Raw genomic sequence first — 22,041 nt, forward strand, 5'->3', positions numbered from 1 at the left:
GGGTCTGGGTGATGTGGGGCGGGTCCATGGGCGATGCGTCCATGGATGGCCGGGAGTTCATGGAGGTCGCGTCTGTGTGGAGGGAATCCAGGGATGTCGGACGCAGACGTGCGGACGGTGTGGGCTGCACCCGCCCGGCGTCGAGGCTCGTCGACTCCAGATGGAACGACGCCGGGCGCATGAACTCCAGGCGTGTCGGGTCCTCCGGGTCGGTCGACGTCCGGTCGGCGGGCTGGTGCGGCGAGGGGGTGTAGGCGGACGTGGTGCCTTGGGTGCTGGTGGTGTGCGTCGAGTCCATGTGGGCCGCGTCCACGTGGGCTGCGTCCATGTGGCTCGCGCTCATGTGGTCGGGCCCTGTGTGGTCGAACGCTGTGTGTCCCGAGCCCATGTGGCCTGGCACTGTGTGCGAGGTGCCCATGTGGCTGACGCCCAGGTGCCCCGCATCCATGTGCCCGTCGCCCATGTGCCCGTCGCCCATGTGCTCGGCACCCGTATGTCCGGCGTCCATACGTCCGGTCTCGACATGCCCGACCTCCACATGCCCGGCATCCATATGTGCCGACCCCATGTGCGCCGACTCCATGTGCGTCGACTCCATGTGGGCGGCCTCCCCATGTGCCGACTCCATGTGCTGCTGCGTCTCGGCGAGCCCGATCCCCCGCTGGAAGGCGGCCATCAGCCCCGGGTCGTGCCCGGCCAACTCGTCGGTCTCCTGGCGGGGCACGGGCGCGCTCCGCAGCTGGGGCACGATGTGTTCCTGGGCCCGGCGTCGGGGCAGTTGGGGCTTGCCCATGGTGCCGCGGACGGTTCCGGTGCGCGGGGTCGGCGGCGTGGCGGTGTTCTCCGCGACGACCCGACGTTCGTCGGGCCTGATGCCGGGCACGGCCTCCGCCGGATTCGCCCGCTCCTCGCGAGCGCCGCGCACGGGCAACGGCGCCGGGCCGGTGCCACGCCCCCCGGAGGCCGCGCTCCAGCCACCGGACTGCGGCTGAGACTGAGGCTGGGCCTGCGGCTGCTGGCGACGCTGGACGCCCGCGGAGACCTCGGCCGCACCTCGCTGCCCGCCCTCCGACGCCGCCGACGCGGGCGATGCAGCCGATGCGGCCGACGTGGACTGCCGATGCTGCTGCGGCGGCACCGGCACCTGCTGTGCACGTGCCTGCGGCGTGGAGCGCGACGGCACGCCCGCGCCAGCACCTCCAGCTCCAGCTCCAGCTCCAGCAGCGGCGCTTGCCGCACCATGCGCATCCTGCACCCGCGGCGCTCCGCCACGGCGGCCCTCCGGTTCCGCCCCCAACAACCCCTGCGGCACGACGAGTACGGCTTGGACACCGCCGTAGATGTTGGTCTGGAGCCGTACATGGATGCCGTGCCGCTTGGCGAGCTGGGAGACGACGAACAGTCCGATCCGTCCGTCCGCCAGCAGGCTGGCCACGTTGACCTGGTCGGGGTCGGCGAGCAGGGCGTTCATGCGGCTCTGCTCGCCGACGGGCATGCCCAGCCCGCGGTCCTCGACCTCGACGGCGAGCCCCGAGGTCACCAGGTTGGCCCGGAGCAGGACTTGGGTGTGCGGGGCGGAGAACACCGTGGCGTTCTCGACCAGTTCGGCCAGCAGGTGGATGACGTCGGCGACGGCGTGTCCGCGCAGGGTGCCGTCGATCGGCGGCACCAGCTTGACCCGCGAGTACTGCTCGACCTCCGCGATGGCCGAGCGCAGCACCTCGGTCATGGAGACCGGGTTGCTCCACTGGCGGCGGGAGACGGCGCCGCCGAGCACGGCGAGGTTCTCGGCGTGGCGGCGGATGCGGGTGGCGAGGTGGTCGACGTGGAAGAGGCCCTTGAGCAGGTCGGGGTCCTCGATCTCGTTCTCCAGCTCGTCGAGGATGGAGATCTCCCGGTGCACGAGCGACTGAAGGCGCCGGGCGAGGTTGACGAAGACCTCGAGCTTCTGTTCGCTGCCGGCCTGGCTGGAGAGCTGGGATGCCTGGACGACGGCGGTGACGGCTCCGTCATGGGCACGGGCCAGATCGGAGGCGAGCAGTTCGAAGTCGTCGGCGCCCTCGGGCGGACCGCTGCGCGGCTTGCGCTTGGGCGGACCGTCACCGCGGCGCAGGGCCTCGACGAGCGTGCGCAGATCGGCTTCACCGCGCGCGCTGTTGCGGCGCAGTGCGCCGATGCGGTCGCTCACGGATCTGGCGGTGCGGTTGGCGGCCACCGCCGCGATCAGGATGCCCGCCACGGTCACCGAGACCGCGCCGGCCAGCACGCCCCACAGGGTGAGGCTCGGCCGTGCGCCGGTGGAGCGCATGACGAAGAGCACGGCCGCGCAGGCGCTGAGGGTCACCGCGACGGGTGGCAGCACTGCCAGGCGCAGCAACTGGGGCCGTATGTGGGTCTCGGGCAGCGCGGTTGCGGTGCGTGCGGCCGGGCGCCCGTGCCGCCCGCCCTCACGGCGGTCTGCGCGTGCGGCCGGGGCGCGGAGTTGAGACATCAGGGTCCTCGTACTGGTCCGTCGGTCGGGGCCTTGGGGTGCGCGCGGTCTGCGCGGCCCGGGGCATGCGCCATCGCGATGTCGGTCGACGGAGCCGACGAATTCGGCTCCGTGTCGCCCAACGGACACTGACAGTAGTCGCCTCCGCATCAAGTGCGGTGGGCAGTTGACAAAGTCCCGCAGGCAGCGTCCCGCTCTGGTATGAGGTCTCGTACGACAGACCGATAACCAGCTCCACCGTTCGCCCACAAGGAGCATTCGAACGATCGGACCTGGTCAGAAGTGGTCACGAAGAAAAGTCGAGCGGCGGGGGGCTTCAGCCGCCGCACGCCTCGCGGCCCCCACTACTCTCGCCCTCGGCCGCCGCAGCCGCCCCCGGCCGGGACGATTCAGCGCTGCAGGCGCCTTGATCACCGACCCCGGCCATGTCACGGGCCGTATCCGCGCGCGCTGCTCCGCGAGCGCCCAGCAGTGCCCCCACGCGCCCCGCGCGAACCGTTCCAAAAGGGCGCACGAACAACAGCGGGCGCCCGAATGGGCGCCCGGAAGACAGTGAGCCCCGTCCCACAACCGACGGGGCCCACCAAGGTCGCGGTCGCGCTAGCCGACCGCCACGCTGCCAGGCCTGTCCGGCCGGTCCTGCGTGTCCTGCGTGTCCAATGCGTCTGGTGCGGCCTGTGCGTCCTGTGCATCCGCTCCGTCCGGCCCCGCCACGACCGGCGGCCAGGTCGGCCACCCCTCGGCAGGCTCCTCGGCCGCCGCGCGCCACCACGGCGTCACGGGCGGCACCGAGGCCGGCTCGAAAGGCTCGCCGCAGACGGGCGCCGCCATGGTGACCCCGGCCTTGTGCGTGGCCCGCGTGGTCCGTTCCGCCGGCTCGGCCCACGGATGCGTCGCCAGGTTGAAGGTGCCCCAGTGGATGGGCAGCATGACGCCAGCGGCCGGGTCGCCGCCCTGAAGGTCGAGGTGGGCGCGGACGGCCTCGTCCGGCGTCATGTGGATGTCGGGCCAGAAGTCCGAGTAGGCGCCGAGCTGGATCATCGTGGCGTCGAACGGGCCGTGTTCGGCGCCGATGTCCTTGAAGCCCTCGAAGTAGCCGGTGTCGCCGCTGTGGTAGATCCGGTGCTCGTCCGAGGCGACCACCCAGGACGCCCAGAGGGTGTGCTGGGTGTTGCGCAGGCCGCGGCCGCAGAAGTGGCGGGCCGGGGTGGCCGTCAGGGTGAGGCCGCCGATCTTCGTCGTCTCGTGCCAGTCCAGCTCGCGCAGCCGGTCGGCGGGCACGCCCCAGTGTTCGAGGTGGGCGCCGACGCCGAGCGGTACGGCGAACAGGGTGTCCGTGCCGACCAGGGCCTTGATCGTGGGCAGGTCGAGATGGTCGTAGTGGTCGTGCGAGATGACGACGACGTCGACCGGCCCGAGCGCGGCGAGGGGCAGTGGCACGGGATGCAGCCGCTTCGGCCCCGCGAAGGGGAACGGCGAGCAGCGCTCGCCCCACACGGGGTCGAAGAGAACCCGGCGCCCGTCGATCTCGGCGAGGACGCTCGAATGTCCCATCCAGGTCAGGCGCAGTCCGTCGACGGGCGGTTTCGCCAGGTCGGCGTAGGTGGTGGGGTGGATCGGCACGGGAGACTTCGGAGCGCGGCGGGGCCGGGTGTCCCGGTCGAAGAAGACCTTGGCGAACTCCAGCATCGATCCGGACGGTCTGGTGCGGGCGGCGCCCCCGGGGTTCTGGAAGACCCCGTCCCGGAAGTGCGGCGATCTGCGGATGCGCGCCATGCGCTCACCGCTCGGGTCCACGCCGAAGGCCTCGGGCCGCAGGGCACGCAGCCCGGAGCTCGGGAAACGGAAACCGGCCACGGTACCTCCAGGTGGAGTCGGTGAGAAATCCATTATGGTCGGCCCCTCCGACAACCCCGTACCCCCCTGATCCATTCCGCTGTACTCCCTGATCCATTCCGCTGCGGTCGGCTCCACTTCGCACGTTGACATGTCCTCATCCGCCTCCGATACTGACCCATCGTTCAGTAAGAGCGCGGCCCACAGCCCTCGCCCCTCCCCGGAGACCCCATGACCACCCCCCTGCTGTCGCTCACCTGGACCGACGAGGTCACCGGCCGCCAGGGCTTCCTGGTCATCGACCGCCTGGTGCGCGGCGTGTCCAGCGGCGGGTTGCGCATGCGGCCGGGATGCACGTCGGAGGAGGTCGCCGGGCTCGCCCGCGGCATGAGCCTGAAGGAAGCCCTGCACTACGACCCCGAGGCCCGGTACGTCCCGCTGGGCGGCGCCAAGGGCGGCATCGACTGTGATCCCCGGGATCCGGAGGCGTACGGGCTCCTGGTGCGCTACCTGCGGACCATGCGGCCGTACATCGAGAGCTTCTGGACCACGGGCGAGGACCTCGGACTCACCCAGGAAGTGGTCGACCGGGCGGCCGCCGAGGCGGGGCTCGTCTCGTCCGTGCAGGCCGTGTATCCGCTGCTCGACGACGAGGCCGGCGCGCGTCGGCGGCTCGCGGACGCGTTCGCGGTCGAGGTGGACGGCATCGGGCTGGACGAGCTGGTCGGCGGCTGCGGGGTCGCCGAGTCGGTGCTCACGGCGCTGGACCGGGCCGGTGTGCCGCGCTGGCGTACGCGTGTCGCCGTACAGGGCCTCGGGACGATGGGCGGGGCCACGGCACGCTTCCTCACGCGCGCGGGGCTCACGGTCGTGGCCGTCGCCGACATCAAGGGCACGATCGCCAACCCGGCGGGCCTCGACGTCGAGAGCCTGCTGGCGGCGCGGGACGCGTACGGCACGATCGATCGCGCGGCGCTGCGCCGGGGCGACCGTGAACTGCCGGGCGAGGCCTGGCTGTCGGTCGAGGCCGAGGTGCTGGTGCCGGCGGCCGTCTCTTACGTGATCGACGCCTCGAACCAGGGGCGCGTCACCGCCCGCTGGATCGCCGAGGCGGCCAACATGCCCGTACGGCCGGACGCGGAGGAGGCGCTGGCCGCGCGGGGCGTGACCGTGCTGCCGGACGTCGTGGTCAACTCGGCCACGAACGCCTGGTGGTGGTGGACGCTGTTCGGCGACATCGGAGCGTCGGCGGACGAGGCGTTCGCCCACACGCGGCGCTCGATGCGCGCTTTGACCGACCTCACGCTGGCCCGGGCGGAGGCCGACGGGACGACGCCCCGGGCCGCCGCGCACGCCATCGCTGAGGACCGGCTGCCGGTGATCGCCGAACGGTTCGGCCGGCACCGGTAACGCCGGACGAGGGGCTCGTGACCTGGCCTCGGCCCGGGAACAGTCCATGACGAGGCTTTAGGGTGACCGGGTGGCAAGAGTGCGGTTGAGCGTGGCGGAGCGGCGCGAGGAGTTGCTGCGGGCCGCCGTCGAGCAGATAGAGGCGCGGGGCGTGGCGGCGGTCAGGATCGCCGACGTGGCCTCGGCGCTCGACGTGAGCAACGCGCTGGTGCTCTACCACTTCGCCACGAAGGAGAAGCTGGTCGCCGCCGCGTTCGCCCACGCGGCCGAGGGCGATCTGGCCCGTCTGCGCAGGATCCTCGGCCGCCGTACGACGGCGCTGCGCCGGCTGCGGACGGCCGTGCGCTGGTACGCGCCGACCGGTCAGGCCAAGGGCTGGCGGCTGTGGATCGAGGGCTGGGCGGGGGCGCTGCGCGAGCCCGCGCTGCAGGAGGTCACGCGGGACCTCGACCGGCAGTGGAAGGGCGCCATCGCCGAGGTCATCACCCAGGGCGTGGCCGCGGGCGAGTTCGTCTGCGCCGACCCCAGCGGCACGGCGCTGCGGCTCACGGCCCTCCTCGACGGGCTCGCCGTACAGCTGACGTCGTACCGCGGCGCGGTGTCACGCGCGCGTGCCCAGGAGTGGGTGGACGAGGCGCTGGCCCGGGAACTGGGCCTTGAGCGGGAGGCGTTGACGGCGTCGGCACGGTGAGGTCGTCGATCGCCGGGCGGTTCCGCCTCACAGCGTCCACGACAGCCGTGTGGGCCGCGCCCCGGCCAGGACGCGGCCCACATCGACACGAAGCGGCGCTTCAGGCCACCGATTCGATCCGCATCTTGATGTCGTCCGGGGACAGGGCACCCTTGGCCGTCACATGGTCCCCCGACGACTCGCCGCGCAGGCGGCGTCCGATCCACGGCACCAGGTACTCACGCGCCCAGTGGACGTCGTCCCGGCGGATCTCCAGGGTGCCGCGGGGCGGGAGCGCCGGCCAGGGCTGGTCGGGGTCGGCCGGGACCTCCAGGCCGAGGACCTGGCCCGCGCGGAGCGCCACGCGTGTGTGCCCCTCGGGAGACAGGTGGAGCCGGTCGTCGTCCCAGGCCCGGCGGTCCTGAACGGTCTTCAGGGACCACAGGTCGAGCACCGGGCAGCCGTACCGGTCGGCGACGGCCCGCACATGCCCGTTGTAGGTGGCGATCTTGCCGCGCAGATGCTTCAGCACGGGCACGCCACGGGTGTCGAAGCCGGTCGTCACCATGACGGTGCCGGCCACGGCGGTGAGCCGGGCGATGGCCCGCTCGAAGCGCTCGGCGACCTCGTCGGGGTCGGTTCCGGGTCGGATGATGTCGTTGCCGCCCGCACAGAACGAGACCAGGTCCGGGGCCAGTTCGACGGCCTTCGGGAGCTGGTCCTCGATGATCTGGTCGAGCAGTTTGCCGCGCACGGCGAGGTTCGTGTAGTTGAAGTCGCCCTCGGGGCGCCGGTCCGCGAGCAGAACCGCGAACCGGTCGGCCCAACCGACGAACGCCCCGTCGGGGCCGGGGTCGCCGACGCCCTCGGTGAAGCTGTCCCCCACCGCGACGTACGACCCGATCACTGATCTGCTGTCACTCTTCGAATCGTCTGCCACATCGGCACATGATTCACCTTCGAATGTGACCTACGCGACCGTAGGCAAGGGTTGACGAGCGGTGAGATAAGCCACTTCCAAAGGATTCGCCAAACCTGGAATATCCCTCTGATCAGGGGTGTTGTGGGCGCAGCCGCCATACGCGGAAGTCGCTGACCCGGAAGTGGCTCCATACGGTCCGGAAGGCGAAGTGCCCACCGGTGTACGGCTCCTGGTCGATGTGGTCGAAGACGAGCCGGCCGTTGTTCCACCACTGGACGGTCGAGCCGTCGGAGACGATACGGACCCGGTTCGGCTGATTGGCCACCAGCAGCGGCTCCGTGTAGTCGAAGACCAGCGGACGGACCCCGGCCTGGCCGACGTACCGGCGCAGTCGTGTCGTGGTGTTGTAGTTGGCGCCGTATCCGGCGTAGTACGTCTTGAGGTGGTCGTACTCCTCCAGCGCGCCGCCCCGCCGCGTGGCGAAGAGGTCGTCCGGGGAGCGGACGTCGAGGGCGTTCCAGAAGTTGTTGAGGTCGGAGACCCGGTCGTTGGGTCCGCCGGCCGAGACGGCGGTGGCCGTGTATTGGAGGACGTACGGTCCTTCGAGCCGCTTCTTGAACCAGACCGTCGCCCCGCCCGGTACGTCGATCTCCAGCACACCGTGGGCGGCGGTGACGGTGCCGCCGTCCTGCAACTCGGTGACCCATTGGTCCAGGCCGTGGCGGAAGTCGTCGCGGGCGATCAGCCGGCGGCCGGGAGAGGCACTCGCCGCGGCGGCGGGGGCCAGCGCTCCGAGGGCGGCACCTGCGGCCAGGACTCCGAATGCTCTGCGCGTGGTTGTCACGGAATGGGCTCCTTCGCTGGGGCGACGACACATGACACAGAAAGCGCTTGCTCCAACCGGTCGGAGATCACTCTCCCTCCATCACCCCCGCGCTGTCGACACCCCGAGCCACGCAGCCCCGCCCCGCGCACACCGAAGGCCGGACCCGGGGATCGAGGTCCGGCCTTCGGTTGCGTGTCAGGCAGGTGGTGTGTGCGCAGGGCCGCCGTCAGCCGATGGCCACGCCCTTGGAGCGGAGGTAGGCGACCGGGTCGAGGTCGGAGCCGTAGTCCGGCGTGGTGCGGATCTCGAAGTGGAGGTGCGGGCCGGTCACATTGCCGGTCGCGCCGGAGAGGCCTATCTGCTGGCCCGCGGTCACCGTCTGGCCGCTCGAGACGGACAGCGAGGACAGGTGGGCGTACTGGGCGTAGTAGCCGTCGGCGAGCCGGATGACGACCTGGTTGCCGTACGCGCCGCCCCAGCCGGCCGAGACGACGGTGCCCGCGCCGACCGCCTTCAGCGGGGTGCCGGTGGCGGCGGAGAAGTCGACACCGGTGTGGTAGCCGCTGGACCACATGCTGCCCGCCACCTTGTACGCGGTGCCGACGGCGGCGCCGTCGAGGGGGGCGGAGAAGCCGCTGGAGGTGCCCGCGTTCTCGGCGCTCTGGTCGGTCGTGGCCGCCTTCGCGGCGGAGGGCTTCGAGGCGGTCGAGCCGGAGGACGACTTGGAAGGCGCTGAGGAGGAAGACGAGGGAGCAGGCGACGACTTGGGGGCGCTCGTCGTCGCCTTCTTGCCGCCGAGGGAGAGCTTCAGGCCGGGGTGGATCAGCGACGGGTCGTCGCCGACGGCTTCGCGGTTGTCGGCGTAGAGCTTCTTCCAGCCACCGCTGACGTTCTGCTCGTCGGCGATCTTCGAGAGGTAGTCGCCGACCTTCACCGAATAGGTCCGCGGGCCCGCGTTCTTGTCGGAGGCCTTCTTCTCGACGGCCTTCTTCTCAGCGACCGGAAGGGACTGAACGGCCTTTTCCGAAACGGACTGCGAGGGTGCGGCGTGGGCACCGGTGGCACCGATGAGCGGGAGAGCGAGAGCGGCGCCACCGGTTCCGGCGACGGCGATGGAGCGGGTGAAGCGCAGGGACTTCGGACGGCGGTGCTTACCCTTCGCGGGCATGGCGAATTCCTCTCCGGCGCCTGCGAGGTGAGCTGTCGGGTGCGGGCTGGAGATGCCCGGTCGCGTGGGGACGCGACTTGACCCCAAGCCTGTTCCGGAGACCGGAACAGGCGGTTGTACCTGTGGGTCCCCCGCTCCTGCCGTTCACGGGTGAGTTTGCGCGGGATCCGGTCGGCGGCAGGATTCGGCGTCCGTCCGGATTGGTGGCGAACGTAAGCGAGGAAGACGCAAGGGAACAAGTGAGAGGTTCCGTCCGAATGCGTTCCTGTTGATCCCTTGTGGGAATTACCCGTCACCCTGCGTGAATTATCGAGGCACTGCCGGACTCAAAACCCCATGAAAAGCAGGTGAATTACATGAACATGACGGGCGACTCACGGTCACGAATATGACGCTCCTCACGTGACATTGCTCCACCTTCCTTTACTGCAGAGCGAGTTGGAATGAAGGCGCCAATTCGGACAGAAACCCTAGATGCGGCGCAGCCGGATAACCGTCGCATCAAGGTCGCCGCGGAGGCCGACGCGAAGTCCGTGATGTGCCAGTACGGCACCTCGGTGAACTTCGCCCGTTTCAAGGCATTCATACGACGCTGTCGGGTCGAGGGCGCGCAAGCGCAGCGCCGGGACGGGCTCGCCGAAGCTCTGCGCCTGGAGCCAGGCGAAAACGACCGTTTCGTCCCCGAGTGTGTACTGCACCGCGCTCAGCCCGCCCCGCGGAGCCCGCAGCCGGTACAGGTCGCCGCGCTGCACCACGGGCCGGATCTCCTTGTAGCGGGTCACCCATTCCCGGGCCTCGGCGAGCTCCTCCTCGGTCCACCGGGTGAGGTCGCCGCCGACGCCGAGCACCCCGGCCATGGCGCTCACGAACCGGAAGCGCAGGGAGCTGGCGCGATGGTTGAGCATGGCGTTCGGGCTGTCGGTGACCCAGGCGGCCATGGCCCGGGCGGGGTGGAGCTGACTGAAGCCGTGCTGGATGGCGAGCCGGTCGAGGGGGTCGGTGTTGTCCGAGGTCCACACCTGGTCCGTGCGGCCGAGCACGCCGAGGTCGATCCGTCCGCCGCCGCCCGAGCAGGACTCGAAGGCGACTCCCGGGTGGGCCGCGCGCAGCCGGTCCAGCAGGCCGTACAGAGCGTGCACGTGGTCGACCCACAGGCGCTGCGGGTAGGGCTCGCCGGGCCAGCCTGCGTCGGTGAAGCAGCGGTTGAAGTCCCACTTCACATAGTCGATCGGGGCGCTGGAGAGAAGCTCGTCGAGCTGCTTCCAGAGGTACTCCTGGACGTCGTCGCGCGCGAGGTTGAGTACGAGCTGATTGCGGAACTCCGTCCGCTTTCGTCCCGTTTGATGCTGGACCCAGTCCGGGTGCGCGCGGTACAGCTCGCTGTCCGGGTTGACCATTTCCGGTTCGACCCAGATGCCGAACTGCATGCCGAGCGCGTGCACGTACTCGGCGAGCGGCTTGAGACCGGACGGGAAGCGGTCGGGGTTGGGCGTCCAGTCGCCGAGGCCCGCGCGGTCGCTGGTGCGCGTCCCGAACCAGCCGTCGTCGACGACGAACAGCTCGACGCCGATGGCCGCGGCCCGCCGCGCGAGCAGACTCTGCTGCTCCTCGGAGATGTCGAACTCCGTCGCCTCCCAGGAGTTGAACAGCACCGGCCGGTCCTGGTCGGCGTTCGGGATCACATACGCGCGCTGGTACGCGTGCCAGGCGCGGCTCGCCCCGCCGAAGCCGCCGTCGCTCCACAGACCGGCGAAGACCGGCGTGGTGAAGGACTCCCCCGGCGCCAGCCGCAGCAGGCCCGAGTCGTCGTACCCGGCCCCGCCGGTGATCTGCACGCGCGCGTCGGGGAGTTGCGCGACGGCGATACGCCAGGACCCGGACCAGCCCAGCGCGCAGCCGTAGACCTCCCCGCGCTCCTCGGTGGCGTCCGTGTCGAGCGCGACCCACGGCAGGTGCTGGTGCCCGGTGTGGCCGCGGCGGCTGCCGATGACCTTCTCACCGTAGGTGAGGGGAGCCCGCGCCAGCCGGGACTCGGCGCCCCAGCGGCCGTGCAGCTGCGACAGCCGCCAGTCCTCGCGGTCGGGCAGCGTCCAGGTCGCCGAGTCGGCGCGCAGCAGCTCCAGGGCGGGCCCCTGGTTGTCCAGGGTCACCCAGCGCTCCACGACGTCCCCGCGCATCCGGTAGTGCAGGGTGACGGTCAGCCCGTCGTCGCGGAACCGCAACCGCAGCTCGTCCCCGTCGGACTCGTACCGCTCGAAGCCCCACTCGGTGCCGCGCCGCTCCTCGGTGCGCACGGACAGGGCGGGCCGTACGAAGCGGGGGCCGCCCTCGACCGGGTACTCCTCGCGCCCGTCGAGCGGGGACTCGAAGGGCCAGTACTCCGGCAGCGGGCGTACGGCGAGGGCCTCGGCGTCGGCGAGCGCGATCCGCGGCCCCCAGTGGAGGTGCAGAAGCTCGTCGGCGTCGGTCAGATGGACGGCGTAACTGCTGGTCGGCCCGGTCAGGAGCCACGTACGGCCGTTGTCGGAGATCTCCAGCATCAAGCCCTCACAGAGACGAACAGGTGCGATCAAGTACCAACATCATCAAGGTCCGCCTGCCCCTGAGGCAACGCCTGTGGACAACTCATTGCCCCAGGAAGCCATGTCGTATGGTCGAGAGCGCACCCCGTCGGCCGCATCGCCGAGCCGCGCCGCCGGGGCCGACTGGGAGGAGCCCCCGTGACGCAGCAGATCCCGTCGACCGAGCCCGAACTGGCCGGAGTTCGCAACTTCCGCGACGTGGGCGGACTGCCGACCGTGGACGGACGGCGGGTGCGGCACGGGGTCCTGTTCCGCAGCGGCCACCTCGCGCACGCGACCGACGACGACGCCACGTTCCTCGGCTCCCTCGGGCTGCACACGATCTTCGACTTCCGCAACGCGGCCGACCAGAAGCTCGAAGGGGCCGATGTGGAGCTGCCGGGGGTGCGCAATGTGAACCTGCCGCTGTCCGACCCCGCGGACGGCGCGGAGTTCTGGAAGATGGTCCGCGACGGCGACATCGACCAGCTGCGGGAGATACTGGCGGACGGCAAGGGCGCGGGCCGGATGATCGCCTCCTACCGGACGATCATCAAGGAGCGCACCGCCGAGCACTCCCAGGTGCTGCACTCCCTCGCGGAGGACAGCGTCCCCGCCCTGATGCACTGCGCGGCCGGCAAGGACCGCGCGGGCCTGTCGATCGCGGTGACGCTGCTGGCCCTCGGCGTCGAGCGCGAGGCGATCATCGCCGACTACCTGGAGTCCAACGCCAAGCACCGCCGCTACAAGGTGCGCCGCAGCGGCAGCGACGCCTCCGCCTACTCGCCCGAGATCATGGAGCTGCTCAGCCCGCTGTTCGACGCGCGGGCCGAGTATCTGGCGGCGGCCTTCGAGACGATCGACGAGACCTGGGGCGGCGTCGACGCCTACCTGGAGCAGGGCCTCGGGCTCACCCCTGAACTCCGGGAGCGGCTGCGGGAGCGCCTGCTCGACTGACCTCGGCCGCCGCCACGCACCCGTGCCCGGGCCACGCGCCCGTGCCTACTTCGCGCCCACCTCGAACAGCAGGTAGATGAAGGCCGCGAAGACGTGCCCCACCGCGATGTAGATGATGAGCCGCACCCACAGGGCGCGCGGGAACTTCTCCTCCAGGTTGCTCATGGCATCTCTCCAGGGGTGGGACCCAGGCACAGCGTGGCCGTGGGGCTCTGCAGCAGGGTGTGGACGAACAGGAGCTCGACCCCGCCCGGGTCCTGGGCGGCGATGCGGTGCGGGGTGAGCGAGTCGAAGTGCGCGCTGTCGCCGGGCGCGAGCCGGTGCGTGGTGTCCCCGAGACGCAGCCGCAGTCTGCCTTCGAGGACGTAGAGCCACTCCTCGCCGGGGTGCACGCGCACGATGTCGCCCTGCGAGCCGTACGGCACACGGACCCGCAGGGCCTGCATCCCGCGCCCGGAGGCGCCGGCCTGCCAGTACGTCCACCCGCCGGCCGCGGTCGGCTCCATGTCGGCCGAGCGCACCACGGCGTCCCGGTCGGCGACCGTCTCGCCGAGCAGCTCGGAGACAGTCGTACCGTAGATACGCGCGAGTGCGAGCAGCATGGGCAGCGAGGGCTGGCGCTGCCCGGTCTCCAGCCGGGACAGATGCGCGGGCGAGAGCCCGGCGGAACGGGCGGCGGCCTCCAGGGTGAGGGAGGCGCGCCGGCGCAGCGCGCGGAGCTGGGGCGCGACGACGGGCAGGGCATCGACCGGCCCCGTCGTATCGGCCTCCGACTCGCTCTTGGGAGGCCCGCTTTCGGGAGAGCTCATGCTCTCCATTCAGCCCGAGCTTTGCCTCTCCGGCAAATTTCTTGCCTTTGAGGCAAAAGCCCAGCCCCCGCCGACCTGGACCGCCCTCCCTGAACCGCATCTATCGGACCCGCATCTATCGGTTGGCGACCGCCTGCTTGATCAGCGTCTTGCCGAAGTCCCACACCAGTCCGCCGCCACTGTGCGCGTCGTCCATCACATCGGTGAAGGCGTCGACGAACCGGTCCACTTCCCGCTCGCCGATGATGAGCGGCGGGATCAGCTTGATCACCTCCAGGTGGTCGCCGGAGACCTGGGTGAGGATCCGGTGCCGCCGCAGCAGCGGGACCACGACCATCTGGGCGAACAGGCCCTTGCGTGCGGCCTGGAGCATGGTCCAGCGGCTGCGCAGCTTCAGCGAGTCGGGCCGGCCGAACTCGATGCCGACCATGAGGCCCCGCCCGCGCACGTCGGCGAGCAGCTCGTACTTGTCGGTCAGTGCCGCGAGCCGGGACTTCAGCAGTTCCCCCGTCGCCCGCGCGTTCGCGACGATCTGCTCGTTCTCCATGACGGACAGCACGGCGAGCCCGGCCGCCATGGCCTGCGCGTTGGACCCGAAGCTCGCCGAGTGGACCAGCACGCGGTCCATGGACGAGTAGACCTTCTTGAAGATCCAGTCCTTGCCGAGCGTGGCACCCACCGGGACATAGCCGCCGGAGAGCGCCTTGGCCACACACACGAGGTCCGGCTCGACACCGTCCTCGTGCTGATAGGCGTAGAAGTCGCCGGTACGGCCCAGTCCCGTCTGCACCTCGTCGGCGATCAGCAGCGCCTTGTGCCTGCGCAGCAGTTCCTGGGCGGCCCGCAGATGGCCGGGCGGGGGCTCGTGCACGCCCTTGCCCTGGATCGGCTCGACGATCAGGGCTGCCACGTCGCCCTTCTTCAACTCCCGTGCCAGGGCGTCGAGATCGCCGAGCGGTACGGCCGTGTCAGGCAGCAGCGGGGCGAAGCCGTCGCGGAAACCGGACTCGCCGTTGACGGACAGGGAACCGGTGGTCAGCCCGTGGAAGGCGTGGTCGCAGTACAGCACCCGCGGCTTGCCGGTGACGAACCGGGCGAACTTCAGCGCGGTCTCCACCGCCTCCGTGCCGCTGTTGCCGAAGAACACCCGGTCCAGGTGCGGGCTGTGCGCGAGGAGCTTCTCCGCCAGCAGCCCGGGCAGCGGCTGGCAGTCGAAGCGGGTGAGGTCGGCGAGCTCGGCGTCGAGGACGTCGTGCAGCGCCTTGCGGACCACGGGGTGGTGGCGCCCCAGGCCCATCACCCCGAACCCGGCGAGCATGTCCAGGTAGTCGTCGCCGTCCGCGTCCCAGAAATAGGCGCCCTCGGCACGCTCGTAGACCTTGTCGAAGCCGATGGTGTGCAGCATGCGCGGGAGCTGGTGGTTCAGATACCTGCCGTGCAGCTCGTAGCGCTCGGCCCCGCGCTCGGCAAGGAGGTGGCCGAGGTCGAACTCCGTGGTCATTCGGCTTTCTCCTTGACTGGCACGACGCTATGGCCGCCCCGGCCGGCGCCGGCCTGTTCGGTGCCGGGCGGGCTGTCCTCGGCGTCCTTGAGGGCGAGGCTCGCGCTGATCCGTCCGGCGACCTCGACGGGCGTGAGCCCGATGTCGGCGAGCACCTCGCCGCGCTTGGCGTGTGCGAGGAACTGCTCCGGGATGCCGAACCGCCGTACGGGCACGTCGACATCGGCGTCGCCCAGCGCCAGCGCCACGGCGGCGCCCACGCCCGACGAGCGGCTGTTGTCCTCGACGACGGCCACCAGCCGGTGCTGTGCGGCCAGCGGCGCGAGAGCGGGGTCGACGGGTTTCACCCAGCGCGGGTCGACGACGGTGCAGTTGATGCCGCGCGCCTGGAGCAGTTCAGCGGCCTGGAGGCACACCGGCGCCATCACGCCGACGGCGACCAGCAACACCTCCGGCTCGCCCGCGTCCCGGCGCAGCACGTCCACTCCGCCCACCCGGTCGACGGCCGGGACCGACGGGCCGACGGACTCCTTCGGGAACCGTACGAGTGTCGGCGCGTCGTCCACCGCCACGGCCTCCCGCAGCTGCGCCCGCAGCTGGTCGGCGTCGCGCGGCGCGGCGATCCTGAGGCCGGGCACGACCTGGAGGATCGACATGTCCCACATGCCGTTGTGGGAGGCTCCGTCGGCGCCCGTGACGCCGGCCCGGTCCAGCACGAACGTCACCCCGCACCGGTGCAGCGCGACGTCCATCAGCAGCTGGTCGAAGGCTCGGTTGAGGAAGGTGGCGTAGACGGCGACGACCGGGTGCAGTCCGCCCGTCGCGAGCCCGGCCGCCGACACCGCCGCGTGCTGCTCGGCGATCCCGACGTCCCACACCCGGTCCGGGAACCGCTCCGCGAACTTGCCGAGCCCGACCGGGTGCAGCATGGCCGCCGTGATCGCCACGACGTCCTCCCGCTCCTGACCGATCCGCACGATCTCCTCGCCGAACACCGAGGTCCAGGACGGCCCGCCCGACGGCGCGAGCGGCTCACAGGTCAGCGGGTCCATCACGCCGACGGTGTGGAAGTGGTCCTCCTCGTGGGCGAGGGCGGGTTCGTAGCCGCGCCCCTTCTCCGTGAGGCAGTGGATCAGCACGGGCCCGTGGAAGCGCTTGGCCCGCCTGAGCGCCGACTCGACGGCCCCGATGTCGTGCCCGTCGATGGGACCGACGTACTTCAGGCCCAGGTCCTCGAACATGCCCTGCGGCGCGAAGGCGTCCTTGAAGCCCTTCTTCGCGCCGTGCAGCGACTCGTAGATCGTGTTGCCGACCAGCGGGGTCCGCAGCAGTACGTCCTTGCCCCAGGCCAGGACCTTCTCGTAGCTGTCGGTCGTGCGCAGGGTCGCGAGGTGGTTGGCGAGCCCGCCGATGGTCGGGGCGTAGGAGCGTTCGTTGTCGTTGACGACGATGATCAGCGGCCGGTCCTTGGCGGCCGCGATGTTGTTCAGCGCCTCCCAGGCCATGCCGCCGGTCAGCGCCCCGTCGCCGATCACCGCGACGACGTGGCCCTTCTCCCCCTGCACCTCGCGGGCCTTGGCGAGTCCGTCGGCCCAGCCGAGCGCCGTGGAGGCGTGGCTGTTCTCGACGATGTCGTGCTCGGACTCCTCGCGCGAGGGGTAGCCGGACAGACCGCCCTTGCCGCGCAGCTTGGAGAAGTCCTGACGTCCCGTCAGCAGCTTGTGCACGTAGCTCTGGTGACCGGTGTCCCAGACGATGCGGTCGACCGGCGACTCGAAGACCCGGTGGAGCGCGATGGAGAGTTCCACCACCCCCAGATTGGGCCCGAGATGTCCGCCGGTCCTGGCGACCGCGTGCACCAGGAACTCCCTGATCTCATGGGACAGATCACCGAGTTCCGTCTCGGACAGCGCCTTCAGGTCACGTGGTCCCCGGATGCTCTCCAGAATCGTCACGCTCGGGCCCCCTCTCGGTCCGTACTTTGGTTCAACTCACCGTCACTGCCGGTTTCCCCGTGACGGCGGGGGCGCCCGATGCGGCCCCGTCCTGCTCCATCTGCTCGGCGATCTTCATCGCCTCCTCGATCAGGGTCTCGACGATCTTCGACTCGGGGACGGTCTTGATGACCTCGCCCTTGACGAAGATCTGACCCTTGCCGTTGCCGGAGGCCACCCCCAGGTCCGCTTCCCGCGCCTCGCCGGGGCCGTTGACCACACAGCCCATGACGGCTACCCGCAACGGCACTTCCATGCCTTCCAGGCCGGCCGTGACCTCGTCGGCCAGCTTGTACACGTCGACCTGTGCACGTCCGCACGACGGACAGGAGACGATCTCCAGCCGCCGCTGCCTCAGCCCCAGCGACTCCAGGATCTGGATGCCGACCTTGACCTCCTCGGCGGGCGGGGCGGACAGGGACACCCGGATGGTGTCGCCGATCCCCCGCGACAGCAGTGCGCCGAAGGCGACGGCCGACTTGATCGTGCCCTGGAAGGCAGGGCCGGCCTCGGTCACGCCGAGGTGGAGCGGGTAGTCACACTGGGCGGCCAGCTGCTTGTACGCCTCGATCATGATCACCGGGTCGTTGTGCTTCACCGAGATCTTGATGTCCCGGAAGTCGTGCTCCTCGAAGAGCGACGCCTCCCAGAGAGCCGACTCGACCAGGGCCTCGGGCGTCGCCTTGCCGTACTTCTGCAGCAGCCGCAGGTCGAGGGAGCCGGCGTTGACGCCGATGCGGATCGGGGTGCCGTGGTCCTTCGCGGCCCGCGCGATCTCCTTGACCTTGTCGTCGAACTGCTTGATGTTGCCGGGGTTCACACGGACCGCGGCGCAGCCGGCCTCGATGGCCGCGAAGACGTACTTGGGCTGGAAGTGGATGTCCGCGATCACCGGGATCTGCGACTTCCGGGCGATGGTCGCGAGCGCGTCCGCGTCGTCCTGCGTCGGACAGGCCACACGCACGATCTGGCAGCCGGACGCGGTGAGCTCGGCGATCTGCTGCAGGGTGGCGCCAATGTCGGACGTACGGGTCGTCGTCATGGACTGCACCGAGACAGGGGCGTCGCCGCCCACCGCCACCGGCCCGACCTGGATCTGCCGCGACACCCGCCGCTCGGCGATCGGACGGGCCGGCACCTCGGGGACGCCCAAGGAGATGGCGGTCATGGCGTCACTCCCGGTTTCCGGAGACCGTCTCGCGCATCGCGCGCAGGGACTCCTTCAGCGACCCCATGGTGGCGAGGACGGCGGTCGGCTCGTAGCCGCAGTGCGCCATGCAGTTGGCGCAGCGCGGGTCCTTGCCGCGGCCGTACTTGTCCCAGTCGGTCTCCTCGATGAGTTCGCGGTACGTCGGGACGTAGCCGTCGCTCATCAGGTAGCAGGGGCGCTGCCAGCCGAAGAGGGAGTAGTTGGGGATCGCCCAGGCGGTGCACGGGAAGTCGACCTTGCCCTCGAGGAAGTCGAGGAACAGCGGCGAGTGGTTGAGCCGCCACTTGCCGCGGTTGCCGCCCGCGAAGGCCTTCTTGAACAGCTCCCGAGTCTGCTCGACGCCGAGGAAGTGCTCCTGGTCGGGGGCCTTCTCGTAGGCGTAGGCGGGCGAGATCATCATCTCGTCGACCTTGAGGTCGTCGTTGAGGAAGTTGAGCACCTCGACGATGGTCTGCGGGGTGTCGGTGTTGAAGAAGGTCGAGTTGGTGGTGACCCGGAAGCCGCGCCGCTTGGCCTCCTTGATGGCCTCCACGGCCTCGTCGAACACGCCCTCCTTGGCCACGGACTCGTCGTGGCGTTCGCGCAGGCCGTCGATGTGCACGGCGAAGGCGAAGTACGGCGAGGGCTTGAACTTGTCGATCTTCTTGCGCAGCAGCATGGCGTTGGTGCAGAGGAAGACGTACTTCCGCTTGGCCACCAACTGTCGCACGATCTCATCGATCTGCGGGTGCATCAGGGGTTCGCCGCCGGCGATGGACACCATGGGCGCACCGGATTCGAGCACCGCCCCCACGGCCTGGGCCACCGGCATGCGCTGCTTCAGGACTCCGGCCGGGTGCTGGATCTTGCCGCAGCCCTCGCACTTGAGGTTGCAGGCGAAGAGCGGTTCCAGCTCGACGATCAGCGGGAACTTGTCACGCCTGCGAAGCTTCTGTTCGGCCAAGTAAGTAGCGACCTTGATGGACTGACGCAGCGGCATGGCCATCTGGCTCACCTCCTGGGGAGCAGCAAAGAACGGTGCCATTCGTAGAATGCGGGTAGAACGGCACGAAGGACGCGGAAAGCCGATATTCCACCGCGCAACGTGCCGATCCGTACGAGTTCATGTTCTGGAGCGTCCACGACCACCCGGACGGCCGCAACCGGGCGCTCGCCCGTGCGTACGGCGCTCAGGAGCGTGGCAGCCGACTCCATGTCGACCGCGATTGCGCCAGTCGTGAGCAGGTCGGACCGTTCCTGACCTCGGATGATGTGATCCGAGCCGGTGAGCGGTCCGGTGTGGACGGTGCGGCCGGGGACGGCGCGCATGAGTTCTTTGACGAGTAGGTCGGTTCCCACGCACGGAACGGTTCCCGCCGGATCCCGGGCCTCCTCGGCGACCACCAGGTCACCGGGGTGCATCCCGGGGGCGAGCCCCGCGCAGAAGCCGGTGGCGAGCACGGCGGCCGCACTGAGGGCCGGGTCGGCCAGCATCCGGGTGACGGAGCGTTCCGCCGCCCGGGGTCCCATGCCGGTCCGCAGGACGGTGACCGGCCCGTCGGCTCCGCCGCGGTCCCCGGCGCGCAGGGCGAGCTGCTCGATGCCGAGCGCGCAGGCGATCAGCAGCGGGGCCGGGGCGGGCTGTGGGCTCATCAGCTCCCCTTGGCCTCGGCGAGAGCCGCCCCGGCCTTGTCGGCGAAGGGCTCTCCGTGGACGTACCGGCCGAGTGCCGTGAGCGGGAAGACCTGACGGTAGAGGTGGTAGTTGATGGAGAAGTCCCAGGGGAACCCGGTGCCGGTGAAGTACGGCTCGTCCCAGGAGCCGTCCTCCCGCTGGGTGGCCGCCAGCCACTCGACGCCGCGCTCGACGGCCTTGGAGTCCTGCTCCCCCGCGGCCAGCAGCGCCATCAGCGCCCACGCGGTCTGCGAGGCGGTCGAGGCGCCCTTGCCGCTCCACTCCTTGACGTACTTGTAGGAGCGCAGGTCCTCGCCCCAGCCGCCGTCGTCGTTCTGGACGGACTCCAGCCAGGTGACGGCGCGGCGGATCGCCGGGTGCGAGCCCGGGATGCCGGCGGCCACCAGGGCGGGTACGACGGATCCGGTGCCGTAGACGTAGTTGACGCCCCAGCGCCCGAACCACGAGCCGTCCGGCTCCTGCTCGGCGAGCAGCCACTGGATGCCGCGCCGGGTGCGCGGGTCGTGGGCGAGGCCCTCGACCGCGAGCATCTCTACGACGTGTGCGGTGACGTCCGCCGACGGCGGGTCGATGACCTCGCCGAAGTCGCAGAACGGCAGCCGGTTGGGGAACGGGCTGGTGTTGTCGACGTCGAAGGCGCCCCAGGCTCCGTTCCTCGACTGCATCCCGAGGTTCCAGCGGACCCCCCGCCCGATGGCCTTCTCGACGCGCTCCGGGTCGTGGTGCTTGACGCGGCGCAGTGCCAGGACGACCTCGGCGGTGTCGTCGATGTCGGGGTAGTTGTCGTTGTGGAACTCGAACGCCCAGCCACCGGGCGGCAGTTGGGGCCGCTTGACCGCCCAGTCGCCGGGCCGGACGATCTCCTCGCCCAGCATCCAGTCGGCCGCCTTGACGAGCTGCGGATGGTCGGCCGGTACTCCGGCGTCCACGAGCGCGATGGTCGCGAGGCAGGTGTCCCAGACCGGCGACTGACAGGCCTCGATCATCCTGGCCCCGTCCTCCCGCCACACCGCGAAGCGGTCCAGGGATGCCAACCCCTCACGCATGACGGGGTGTTCGAGGTCGTAGCCCAGCAGATGCAGCGCGATGATCGAGTACACGGCCGGAGGCTGGATGCCGCCCCAGCAGCCGTCGTTCTCCTGCCGCTCGATGATCCAGCGGGCGGCGCTGTTCATGGCGGCTCTGCGCAGTCTGCGCGGAGCGACCTTGCGCAGCTGGTGGAGCGCCTTGTCGAGCCGCTGGAAGGCGCCGTCCCAAGTGGCCGCCGGGGCGAGGGGCCTCGGCGGGTTGGGGTCGGCCGGGTCGGTGTGCAGTTCGTCGAGCGGGAACGGCGCGGGCCGTACCGGGCGCTTCGCGGAGACGATCGTCAGCGGGACGATGGTCTGCCGGGCCCAGCAGCCGAAGTCGTAGATGTTGAGCGGCACCCACTTGGGGAAGTAGATGAGCTCCGGCGGGAGTTCGGGCAGGTCCTCCCACTTCCACCAGCCGAACAGGGCCAGCCAGATCCGGGTGAAGACCCGGGAGGCGGCGATGCCGCCGCGCTCACGGATCCAGGCCGACGCCCGCGCCATGTGCGGTGCGTCCGGCGCGTCGCCGGCCAGCCGGAGGGCGACGTACGCCTCGATGGTGGCGGAGAGCTCGCCCGGCCCGCCGTAGAAGGTGGCCCACGAGCCGTCCTGGCGCTGCTCGCCGCGGATGAAGAGCGCGGCGGCCCGGGTGGTCTTCTCGTCGCGGATGCCCAGGAACTGACGGAGCAGCAGGTCCTCGGCGTCCATGGTGACGTTGGTCTCGAGGTCGCCCTTCCACCAGCCCTGGGCGTCCTGCCTGCTCAGCAGGAAGTCGGTGGCGCGCCGGACCGCGCGCTGGGCGGCCTCGTGCACCCCGGCCGCCACGGGGGTCTCGCTGTCGGTGTCGCTGGCCGCGGCTGCCCGGGGCGGGAGAGCCCCGGTGCTTCCGTCGGTCGTCGCTGTCATGGCTTCCCCTTCGTGCAGTGCTACAGGTGTTGCGTCTGC

17 protein-coding genes and 1 riboswitch are annotated in these 22,041 nt (G+C 70.5%); of the genes, 3 read left to right on the forward strand and 14 right to left on the reverse strand.

Annotation, left to right across the window (positions count from 1 at the left end; all coding sequences use genetic code 11):
- Positions 1-2,491 (reverse strand): sensor histidine kinase (locus L0P92_RS10305; RefSeq protein ID WP_234762227.1); only part of this gene is annotated, 2,491 nt, incomplete at its 3' end.
- Positions 2,492-3,091: 600 nt separating this feature from the next.
- The gene (locus L0P92_RS10310; protein WP_234762228.1) at positions 3,092-4,348 is read right to left on the reverse strand and encodes an MBL fold metallo-hydrolase; all 1,257 of its coding nucleotides are present in this window, start codon (positions 4,346-4,348) and stop codon (positions 3,092-3,094) included.
- 210 nt (positions 4,349-4,558) lie between these two features.
- Here L0P92_RS10310 and L0P92_RS10315 point away from each other — a divergent pair, with 210 nt between their 5' ends.
- Together L0P92_RS10315 and L0P92_RS10320 are read left to right on the forward strand one after the other, a co-directional pair.
- Positions 4,559-5,737: a Glu/Leu/Phe/Val dehydrogenase dimerization domain-containing protein gene (locus L0P92_RS10315; RefSeq protein ID WP_234762229.1), complete on the forward strand. Its 1,179-nt coding sequence runs from the start codon at positions 4,559-4,561 to the stop codon at positions 5,735-5,737.
- A gap of 70 nt (positions 5,738-5,807) precedes the next feature.
- Positions 5,808-6,428, forward strand: coding sequence for a TetR/AcrR family transcriptional regulator (locus tag L0P92_RS10320; protein ID WP_234762230.1), 621 nt, complete (start codon positions 5,808-5,810; stop codon positions 6,426-6,428).
- 100 nt (positions 6,429-6,528) lie between these two features.
- On the opposite strand, the gene L0P92_RS10325 is transcribed toward L0P92_RS10320, so the two are convergent.
- The 4 genes from L0P92_RS10325 to L0P92_RS10340 all read right to left on the reverse strand — a co-directional run bounded on the left by L0P92_RS10325 (position 6,529) and on the right by L0P92_RS10340 (position 11,863).
- Positions 6,529-7,314, reverse strand: a complete 786-nt coding sequence (locus L0P92_RS10325) for an SGNH/GDSL hydrolase family protein (RefSeq protein ID WP_234762274.1) — start codon at positions 7,312-7,314, stop codon at positions 6,529-6,531.
- 145 nt (positions 7,315-7,459) lie between these two features.
- Entirely contained in the window at positions 7,460-8,173 is a 714-nt protein-coding gene (locus L0P92_RS10330) for a DUF6250 domain-containing protein (RefSeq protein WP_234762231.1), read from the reverse strand.
- A 208-nt stretch (positions 8,174-8,381) separates the two neighbouring features.
- Entirely contained in the window at positions 8,382-9,323 is a 942-nt protein-coding gene (locus tag L0P92_RS10335; protein ID WP_234762232.1) for a M23 family metallopeptidase, read from the reverse strand.
- 4 nt (positions 9,324-9,327) lie between these two features.
- Positions 9,328-9,494, reverse strand: a riboswitch (cyclic di-AMP (ydaO/yuaA leader).
- Between the two features lie 299 nt (positions 9,495-9,793).
- Positions 9,794-11,863: an alpha-galactosidase gene (locus L0P92_RS10340; protein ID WP_234762233.1), complete on the reverse strand. Its 2,070-nt coding sequence runs from the start codon at positions 11,861-11,863 to the stop codon at positions 9,794-9,796.
- A 180-nt stretch (positions 11,864-12,043) separates the two neighbouring features.
- Between L0P92_RS10340 and L0P92_RS10345 the strand changes: the two genes are divergently transcribed.
- Positions 12,044-12,841, forward strand: a complete 798-nt coding sequence (locus L0P92_RS10345) for a tyrosine-protein phosphatase (RefSeq protein WP_234762234.1) — start codon at positions 12,044-12,046, stop codon at positions 12,839-12,841.
- A 45-nt stretch (positions 12,842-12,886) separates the two neighbouring features.
- Here L0P92_RS10345 and L0P92_RS10350 read toward each other — a convergent pair whose 3' ends face one another.
- The 8 genes from L0P92_RS10350 to shc all read right to left on the reverse strand — a co-directional run bounded on the left by L0P92_RS10350 (position 12,887) and on the right by shc (position 22,002).
- Positions 12,887-13,006 carry a DUF6126 family protein gene (locus L0P92_RS10350; protein ID WP_048579905.1) on the reverse strand — a complete coding sequence of 40 codons (120 nt, stop codon included), beginning with the start codon at positions 13,004-13,006 and terminating at the stop codon, positions 12,887-12,889.
- A complete protein-coding gene (locus L0P92_RS10355; protein ID WP_234762235.1) occupies positions 13,003-13,650 on the reverse strand; it encodes a helix-turn-helix domain-containing protein in 648 nt (215 codons plus the stop codon). The genes L0P92_RS10350 and L0P92_RS10355 overlap by 4 nt, the downstream gene beginning before the upstream one ends.
- Positions 13,651-13,765: 115 nt before the next feature.
- A complete protein-coding gene (locus L0P92_RS10360; RefSeq protein ID WP_234762236.1) occupies positions 13,766-15,151 on the reverse strand; it encodes an aspartate aminotransferase family protein in 1,386 nt (461 codons plus the stop codon).
- Positions 15,148-17,106 (reverse strand): 1-deoxy-D-xylulose-5-phosphate synthase, encoded by a 1,959-nt coding sequence (gene dxs / locus L0P92_RS10365; RefSeq protein ID WP_234762237.1) that lies wholly within the window; start codon positions 17,104-17,106, stop codon positions 15,148-15,150. Before dxs ends, L0P92_RS10360 begins: the two co-directional genes overlap by 4 nt.
- A 31-nt stretch (positions 17,107-17,137) precedes the next feature.
- Positions 17,138-18,313, reverse strand: coding sequence for a flavodoxin-dependent (E)-4-hydroxy-3-methylbut-2-enyl-diphosphate synthase (gene ispG, locus L0P92_RS10370; RefSeq protein ID WP_234762238.1), 1,176 nt, complete (start codon positions 18,311-18,313; stop codon positions 17,138-17,140).
- Between the two features lie 4 nt (positions 18,314-18,317).
- On the reverse strand, positions 18,318-19,340 hold the full coding sequence (gene hpnH, locus L0P92_RS10375) for an adenosyl-hopene transferase HpnH (RefSeq protein ID WP_234762239.1): 1,023 nt from the start codon (positions 19,338-19,340) through the stop codon (positions 18,318-18,320).
- Positions 19,341-19,345: 5 nt separating this feature from the next.
- Positions 19,346-19,987, reverse strand: coding sequence for a 5'-methylthioadenosine/S-adenosylhomocysteine nucleosidase family protein (locus tag L0P92_RS10380; protein ID WP_234762240.1), 642 nt, complete (start codon positions 19,985-19,987; stop codon positions 19,346-19,348).
- Entirely contained in the window at positions 19,987-22,002 is a 2,016-nt protein-coding gene (gene shc / locus L0P92_RS10385; RefSeq protein WP_234762241.1) for a squalene--hopene cyclase, read from the reverse strand. Before shc ends, L0P92_RS10380 begins: the two co-directional genes overlap by 1 nt.
- Positions 22,003-22,041 lie beyond the last annotated feature (39 nt).

The organism is Streptomyces muensis, assembly GCF_021474425.1.
Taxonomy (GTDB): Bacteria; Actinomycetota; Actinomycetes; order Streptomycetales; family Streptomycetaceae; genus Streptomyces; species Streptomyces muensis.

Coding starts and splice junctions, on each gene's coding strand:
- shc (WP_234762241.1), bottom strand. CDS start 22,002: ATGACAGCGACGACCGACGGAAGCACCGGGGCTCTCCCGCCCCGGGCA.
- L0P92_RS10335 (WP_234762232.1), bottom strand. CDS start 9,323: ATGCCCGCGAAGGGTAAGCACCGCCGTCCGAAGTCCCTGCGCTTCACC.
- L0P92_RS10315 (WP_234762229.1), top strand. CDS start 4,559: ATGACCACCCCCCTGCTGTCGCTCACCTGGACCGACGAGGTCACCGGC.
- L0P92_RS10380 (WP_234762240.1), bottom strand. CDS start 19,987: ATGAGCCCACAGCCCGCCCCGGCCCCGCTGCTGATCGCCTGCGCGCTC.
- hpnH (WP_234762239.1), bottom strand. CDS start 19,340: ATGGCCATGCCGCTGCGTCAGTCCATCAAGGTCGCTACTTACTTGGCC.
- L0P92_RS10360 (WP_234762236.1), bottom strand. CDS start 15,151: ATGACCACGGAGTTCGACCTCGGCCACCTCCTTGCCGAGCGCGGGGCC.
- ispG (WP_234762238.1), bottom strand. CDS start 18,313: ATGACCGCCATCTCCTTGGGCGTCCCCGAGGTGCCGGCCCGTCCGATC.
- L0P92_RS10340 (WP_234762233.1), bottom strand. CDS start 11,863: ATGCTGGAGATCTCCGACAACGGCCGTACGTGGCTCCTGACCGGGCCG.
- L0P92_RS10355 (WP_234762235.1), bottom strand. CDS start 13,650: ATGAGCTCTCCCGAAAGCGGGCCTCCCAAGAGCGAGTCGGAGGCCGAT.
- L0P92_RS10350 (WP_048579905.1), bottom strand. CDS start 13,006: ATGAGCAACCTGGAGGAGAAGTTCCCGCGCGCCCTGTGGGTGCGGCTC.